This window comes from Paraburkholderia sprentiae WSM5005, assembly GCF_001865575.2.
GTDB lineage: Bacteria > Pseudomonadota > Gammaproteobacteria > Burkholderiales > Burkholderiaceae > Paraburkholderia > Paraburkholderia sprentiae.
Genome location: NZ_CP017561.2, coordinates 3,158,290 through 3,165,000, shown reverse-complemented (window position 1 = coordinate 3,165,000; position 6,711 = coordinate 3,158,290). Strand labels below are relative to the sequence as shown.

Below are 6,711 nucleotides of genomic sequence, written 5' to 3'. Positions count from 1 at the left end.
CCATAGCAAACTCCGAATACCGAAGAGTGCAATCACGGGAGACAGACATCGGGTGCTAACGTCCGGTGTCAAGAGGGAAACAACCCAGACCGCCAGCTAAGGTCCCCAAATATGGCTAAGTGGGAAACGAAGTGGGAAGGCTAAAACAGTCAGGAGGTTGGCTTAGAAGCAGCCATCCTTTAAAGAAAGCGTAATAGCTCACTGATCGAGTCGTCCTGCGCGGAAGATGTAACGGGGCTAAGCCATATACCGAAGCTGCGGATGCACATTTATGTGCATGGTAGGAGAGCGTTCCGTAAGCCTGCGAAGGTGCACTGGAAAGTGTGCTGGAGGTATCGGAAGTGCGAATGCTGACATGAGTAGCGATAAAGGGGGTGAAAGGCCCCCTCGCCGTAAGCCCAAGGTTTCCTACGCAACGTTCATCGGCGTAGGGTGAGTCGGCCCCTAAGGCGAGGCAGAAATGCGTAGCTGATGGGAAGCAGATTAATATTTCTGCACCATTGTGAAATGCGATGGGGGGACGGATCGCGGAAGGTTGTCCGGGTGTTGGAAGTCCCGGTCGCTGCATTGAAGAGGGTGCTTTGGCAAATCCGGGCACAGGACTCAAGGGTGTGGCGCGAGCTTCTTCGGAAGCGAAGCAACTGGAAGGGGTTCCAGGAAAAGCCTCTAAGCTTCAGTTTCACAGTGACCGTACCGCAAACCGACACAGGTGGGCGAGATGAGTATTCTAAGGCGCTTGAGAGAACTCGGGAGAAGGAACTCGGCAAATTGGTACCGTAACTTCGGGATAAGGTACGCCCTGCTAGCCTGACTGGCCTGCGCCAGAAGGGTGAAGGGGTTGCAATAAACTGGTGGCTGCGACTGTTTAATAAAAACACAGCACTCTGCAAACACGAAAGTGGACGTATAGGGTGTGACGCCTGCCCGGTGCCGGAAGATTAAATGATGGGGTGCAAGCTCCTGATTGAAGTCCCGGTAAACGGCGGCCGTAACTATAACGGTCCTAAGGTAGCGAAATTCCTTGTCGGGTAAGTTCCGACCTGCACGAATGGCGTAACGATGGCCACACTGTCTCCTCCCGAGACTCAGCGAAGTTGAAGTGTTTGTGATGATGCAATCTCCCCGCGGCTAGACGGAAAGACCCCATGAACCTTTACTGTAGCTTTGCATTGGACTTTGAACCGGTCTGTGTAGGATAGGTGGGAGGCTGTGAAGCGTGGACGCCAGTCTGCGTGGAGCCGACCTTGAAATACCACCCTGATCTGTTTGAGGTTCTAACCCTGGTCCGTGATCCGGATCGGGGACAGTGCATGGTAGGCAGTTTGACTGGGGCGGTCTCCTCCCAAAGTGTAACGGAGGAGTACGAAGGTACGCTAGGTACGGTCGGAAATCGTGCTGATAGTGCAATGGCATAAGCGTGCTTGACTGTGAGACTGACAAGTCGAACAGGTGCGAAAGCAGGTCATAGTGATCCGGTGGTTCTGTATGGAAGGGCCATCGCTCAACGGATAAAAGGTACTCTGGGGATAACAGGCTGATACCGCCCAAGAGTTCATATCGACGGCGGTGTTTGGCACCTCGATGTCGGCTCATCTCATCCTGGGGCTGTAGCCGGTCCCAAGGGTATGGCTGTTCGCCATTTAAAGAGGTACGTGAGCTGGGTTTAAAACGTCGTGAGACAGTTTGGTCCCTATCTGCCGTGGGCGCTGGATATTTGAAGGGGGCTGCTCCTAGTACGAGAGGACCGGAGTGGACGAACCTCTGGTGTACCGGTTGTCACGCCAGTGGCATCGCCGGGTAGCTATGTTCGGAAGAGATAACCGCTGAAAGCATCTAAGCGGGAAACTCGCCTTAAGATGAGATATCCCCGGGGCTTCGAGCCCCTTGAAGGGTCGTTCAAGACCAGGACGTTGATAGGTCAGGTGTGCACGTACAGTAATGTACTGAGCTAACTGATACTAATTGCCCGTAAGGCTTGATCCTATAACCGGTGTGTGCCGGCAGCCGTTAGCGCTTGAGCGCTTATGGATGCCCCACCCTGCGCAAGGCGCAGGGTCTTATGCAGACCCCACACGGTTGAGACCGGTGTTGTGCCAGAAACACCACAACCCCCCACACGAATCCCTTACGCTTCTTCCCGATTGGCTGTGGCGCGCCCGGCTGGCTCCAGCCCCGCGACGCAGCAACCCGTCATGCCTGATGACCATAGCGAGTCGGTCCCACCCCTTCCCATCCCGAACAGGACCGTGAAACGACTCCACGCCGATGATAGTGCGGATTGCCCGTGTGAAAGTAGGTAATCGTCAGGCTCCCCAGCACCTCAGAAACCCCACCCGCCGCGGTGGGGTTTTTGCGTTTACGCGGCCGTCACCGGAAGAAGCCAGGTTTTCCGTGACGAGCTGACTTTCTTCTGTCCAGCCTGCTGCTTCGCTATCATTTCCTTCACGCAGGCGGCCGGCTCAAACCCGAGTCGCAGGCCTCCGCCGCGCAAGCGCGGCCAGCACCCAGACAGAAATGGGTGAGAGCGTACCTCGGGCCGTGCAGTCCGGTCGCCAGGCTTGCACTCAAGCACGGGGCAGCGCCAACCTGCTGCGCAAATGGACCCGGCTACACATCCGCAGCGCCTGGCAGACACGTCGCTACAGCCGGCGCCGGGTTGCCGCCGCATGCGTTCCGGTAGCCGGGGTCGCCAGTCACGAAGCGGTGAATTGCACCCGAGCCTGCAAGGGCACACCGGCGCGCACCCCAGCCCGGACGCGATCTACGCGATGGCTTCCGGGCTGGTTGACAGTGCAGATCCCCAACGGCGTCATCCTCAGGCTTGAATGCAGCCGCAATGACGCACTGTTGCTATCGGCAATGATCGAAACGCTGGGGCGGTGCGAGGTCTCCGCTATACCATGAGCTGAAAGCTTATGCTCATGCCGATGCCGTTGATTTCCCCAAAGACATCAACCGTCCTACAGCCATCGTCGAGCAATCGATGGAGCTCGATCCCTTCGCGCGGACAGTGCGGAGCGGCCCGCTGTGTGCCGGCACTGACGGTCATTCGTGTCCGTCCCGGCCGATGATTGCTCCTCCCAGGCAAGGCGAGGGAACAGTACAGATCGGATGCTCATCCGCCATCCGCCTCAATGCTTCACAACTCTCTACTTCGTCTGCGCCAGAAACTTCTGCGCCAGCCGAACCCAATACGTCGACCCCACTGGCAAGAGCTCGTCGTTGAAGTCATAACTCGCGTTGTGCAGCATGCACGGGCCCGCGCCGTGGCCGGCTTCGCGGTGGCCACCATCGCCGTTGCCCAGGAACGCATAGCAACCGGGTTTCGCCAGCAGCATGAACGAAAAATCCTCGGCACCCATGGTCGGTTCAACTGCGTCATCGACATTTTCCGCGCCCACCACCTCTTTCATGACCGACGCCGCAAAACGCGCTTCCTCGCTGCTATTGATCGTCGGCGGATAGTTCCGATGGAAGTGAATCTGGACGGAGCAATCGTATGCGTCGGCTGTGCTCTGCGCGATCTTGCGCATGCGTGACTCGATCAGGTCTAGCGTTTCGACAGTGAAGGTCCGCACGGTCCCAGCGATCCATGCGTCATCCGGCACGATGTTGACCGCATCGCCGGCATGGATCTGCGTAATCGACAACACCGCGGTATCCAGCGGCTTTTTGTTTCGCGTGATGATGCTTTGCAGCCCGCTAGCAATTTGCACTGCCGTAAAGACCGGATCGCGGCCATTGTGCGGCAGCGCCGCATGCGAGCCGACGCCCTTGATTTCGATGCGAAATTCATTGCTCGACGCCATAATCGGACCTTCAGTCACACCGAAGTGGCCCGCCGGCATGCCCGGCCAGTTGTGAATGCCGAATACGGCGTCGACGGGGAATCTGGTGAACAAGCCGTCGTCCATCATCGCCTTCGCGCCGGCGCCACCTTCCTCGGCCGGCTGGAAAATGAACACGATCGTGCCGTCGAAATCACCATGTTTGGCCAGATAGTGCGCGGCGCCGAGCAGCATCGCCGTATGTCCGTCATGGCCGCACGCGTGCATCTTGCCGACGTTTGTCGAGCGATGATCGAAGCTGTTGAGTTCCTGGATCGGCAGCGCATCCATGTCGGCGCGCAGACCAATCGCGCGCGACCCGTTGCCGCGTTTCAATACGCCGACCACGCCGGTTTTACCCAAACCACGATGAGTTTCGATGCCCCAGGACTCGAGCGAACGCGCCACGAGATCGGCAGTCGCCGTCTCTTCGTAGCGCAGCTCCGGATGGGCATGGATGGTTCGTCGAAGGGTTTGCATTTCGCCGCGAGCGGCCTGAATTTCGGGGATGAGTTTCATGATGGAATGATTAGGCGGTGGTGCTTGGCTAGCGTGAGATCGCTGTGGACCAGATTGGCCCGGGCACTTCGGATAATTCATTCTACGCCGAAGGCATTGTTGGCGGCACCATCCAGGTCGGCCGTCTATTGACGTAATAAAATTCCATTTCCCGACCGCTGACTGCTCGCCAGGACAAATCGCCCATGAACGTTCCGACCGAATTCGTGCGTGCCGTGTGCCCGCACGATTGCCCAGACACCTGCGCGATGCGCGTGACCGTCGACAACGGACGGGCGATCAAGGTGGTCGGGGATCCCGACCATCCACCGACTCAGGGCGTGTTGTGCACGAAGGTCAGCCGCTACGCGGAGCGTGTGTACCATCCAAACCGATTGACGACGCCGATGAAGCGCGTCGGTCGCAAAGGCGAGGGCCGCTTCGAACCGATCAGTTGGGACGAAGCGTTCGATCTTGCCGCGGGCCGCCTCGGCGAAATCGCCCATCGCGCGCCGCAAGCGATTCTGCCCTACAGCTACGCGGGCACGATGGGCCTGGTGCAGGGCGACAGCATCGCGCAACGCTTCTTCCACAAGCTCGGCGCATCGCAACTGGATCGCACCATTTGCGCGGCCGCCGGCGCTGCGGGCCTCAAATACACATACGGCGCCGGCATCGGTATGCACACCGAGTTTTTCGCCGAGAGCGAGGTGATCCTGATCTGGGGAGCCAACCCGATCGCATCGAATCTGCATTTCTGGACGCGCGCGCAGGAAGCCAAGCGTCGCGGAGCGCGGCTGATCGCAATCGATCCATATCGTTCGCTGACCGCGGAGAAATGCCATCAACACCTTGCGCTCAAGCCCGGCACCGACGGGGCTCTCGCGCTCGGCATCATGAACGTGCTGATCACCGAGGATCTGCTCGACCATGAATACATCGCGGCGCATACGCTGGGCTTCGCCGACTTGAAGGTACGCGCGCTCAGCTATCCGCTGTCGCGCGTTAGTCAAATTTGTGGGGTTGCAGAAGACGAAATCGCCGACCTTGCGCGACTTTACGCCAGCACGAAGAAAGCCGCGATCCGCCTGAACTACGGTCTGCAGCGGGTGCGCGGCGGCGGCAATGCGGTGCGCGCGATCGCATGCCTGCCATCGCTGACGGGCGCATGGCGCGAGCGCGCGGGCGGGGCGCTGTTGTCGTCGAGCGGCTGGGCGCCGGTCGACTCGCATGCGTTGCAGCGTCCTGACCTGATGCCGGGCTGGCCGTCGAAGCAGACCCGCGTCATCAATATGAATGCGATCGGCGACGCGTTGCTGCATCCGGGCGACGCCACGTTTGGCCCCAAGGTCGAGGCGATCGTCGTCTACAACTCGAATCCGGTCGCGGTCGCACCGGACTCCGAACGTGTCGCGGCCGGCTTTGCGCGCGAGGATCTGTTCACGATCGTGCTCGAGCATTTCCAGACCGACACCGCGGACTTTGCGGACCTTCTGCTGCCCGCCACGACGCAGCTCGAGCATCTCGACGTGCACAAGTCATACGGCCACACGCACGTGATGGTCAACCTGCCCGCGATTGCGCCGTTCGGCGACGCACGCCCGAATACCGAGATCTTCCGCGGCCTCGCGCGCGCGATGGGCCTGACGGAACCGGCGCTCTTCGATAGCGACGAAGCCGTCGCGCAAGCTGCATTTCGTTGGGACGACAAGACGCTGGAAGGCGTCGACTGGCCGGCGCTGAAACAAGCCGGTTGGGCCCGTCTCGACCTGCCAGACGCGCCGCTTGCCGACGGCGGTTTCCGCACGCCGTCCGGCAAGTGCGAGTTCTATAGCGAGCGCCTGGCACAGCAGGGCCTCGACCCGCTGCCAGACTACCTGCCGCCGTACGAATCGGCCGATGGCGCGCCCGAACTGGCGGCCCGCTATCCGCTCGCGATGATTTCGCCGCCCGCGCGCAACTTCCTGAACAGCACCTTCGTGAACATCGAGAGTCTGCGCGCGACGGAAGGCGAGCCGCATCTGGACATCCATCCGGCCGACGCGCACGCGCGCGGCATCGGTGACGGCGATCAGGTGCGCATCTTCAACGACCGCGGCTCGATGCAGGCGCGCGCCCGCGTGACCGACCGGGCACGCGAAGGCCTGGTCGTTGGGTTGTCGATCTGGTGGAAGAAGCTCGCGCCGGACGGCCGCAACGCCAACCAGCTGACGAGCCAGGCGCTGACCGATCTCGGCGGATCGGCGACGTTTTACGACTGTCTCGTCGAAGTCGAGCGGGCCTGAAACCCACGCCGCATCTTAAAGCTGGCGCACGGCATGACGAGTTCGAGGCTGCCGTCTAACCTCATCGCTCTGGCCATTGGCCGCAATATGCCCATGCTACG

At 60.2% G+C, this 6,711-nt stretch carries 2 protein-coding genes and 2 rRNA genes (1 of these 4 only partly in view); 3 read left to right on the top strand and 1 reads right to left on the bottom strand.

The genetic code is table 11. From position 1 onward, the window contains the following. Together BJG93_RS14370 and rrf are read left to right on the top strand one after the other, a co-directional pair. A 23S ribosomal RNA gene (locus tag BJG93_RS14370) occupies nt 1-1,983 on the top strand (it extends 899 nt beyond the left edge of the window). A 212-nt stretch (nt 1,984-2,195) separates the two neighbouring features. Next, a 5S ribosomal RNA gene (gene rrf, locus BJG93_RS14365) occupies nt 2,196-2,309 on the top strand. Between the two features lie 840 nt (nt 2,310-3,149). Here the strand turns inward: rrf and BJG93_RS14360 are convergent. Beyond that, the gene (locus BJG93_RS14360; protein WP_027198934.1) at nt 3,150-4,346 is read right to left on the bottom strand and encodes a M20 aminoacylase family protein; all 1,197 of its coding nucleotides are present in this window, start codon (nt 4,344-4,346) and stop codon (nt 3,150-3,152) included. A 185-nt stretch (nt 4,347-4,531) separates the two neighbouring features. Between BJG93_RS14360 and BJG93_RS14355 the strand changes: the two genes are divergently transcribed. Further along, entirely contained in the window at nt 4,532-6,610 is a 2,079-nt protein-coding gene (locus BJG93_RS14355; protein WP_027198933.1) for a molybdopterin-containing oxidoreductase family protein, read from the top strand. Nucleotides 6,611-6,711: the final 101 nt, after the last annotated feature.

What these genes read in the sequence shown, in the direction of transcription:
- BJG93_RS14360 (WP_027198934.1), bottom strand. Translation starts at nt 4,346, where the DNA reads ATGAAACTCATCCCCGAAATTCAGGCCGCTCGCGGCGAAATGCAAACC.
- BJG93_RS14355 (WP_027198933.1), top strand. Translation starts at nt 4,532, where the DNA reads ATGAACGTTCCGACCGAATTCGTGCGTGCCGTGTGCCCGCACGATTGC.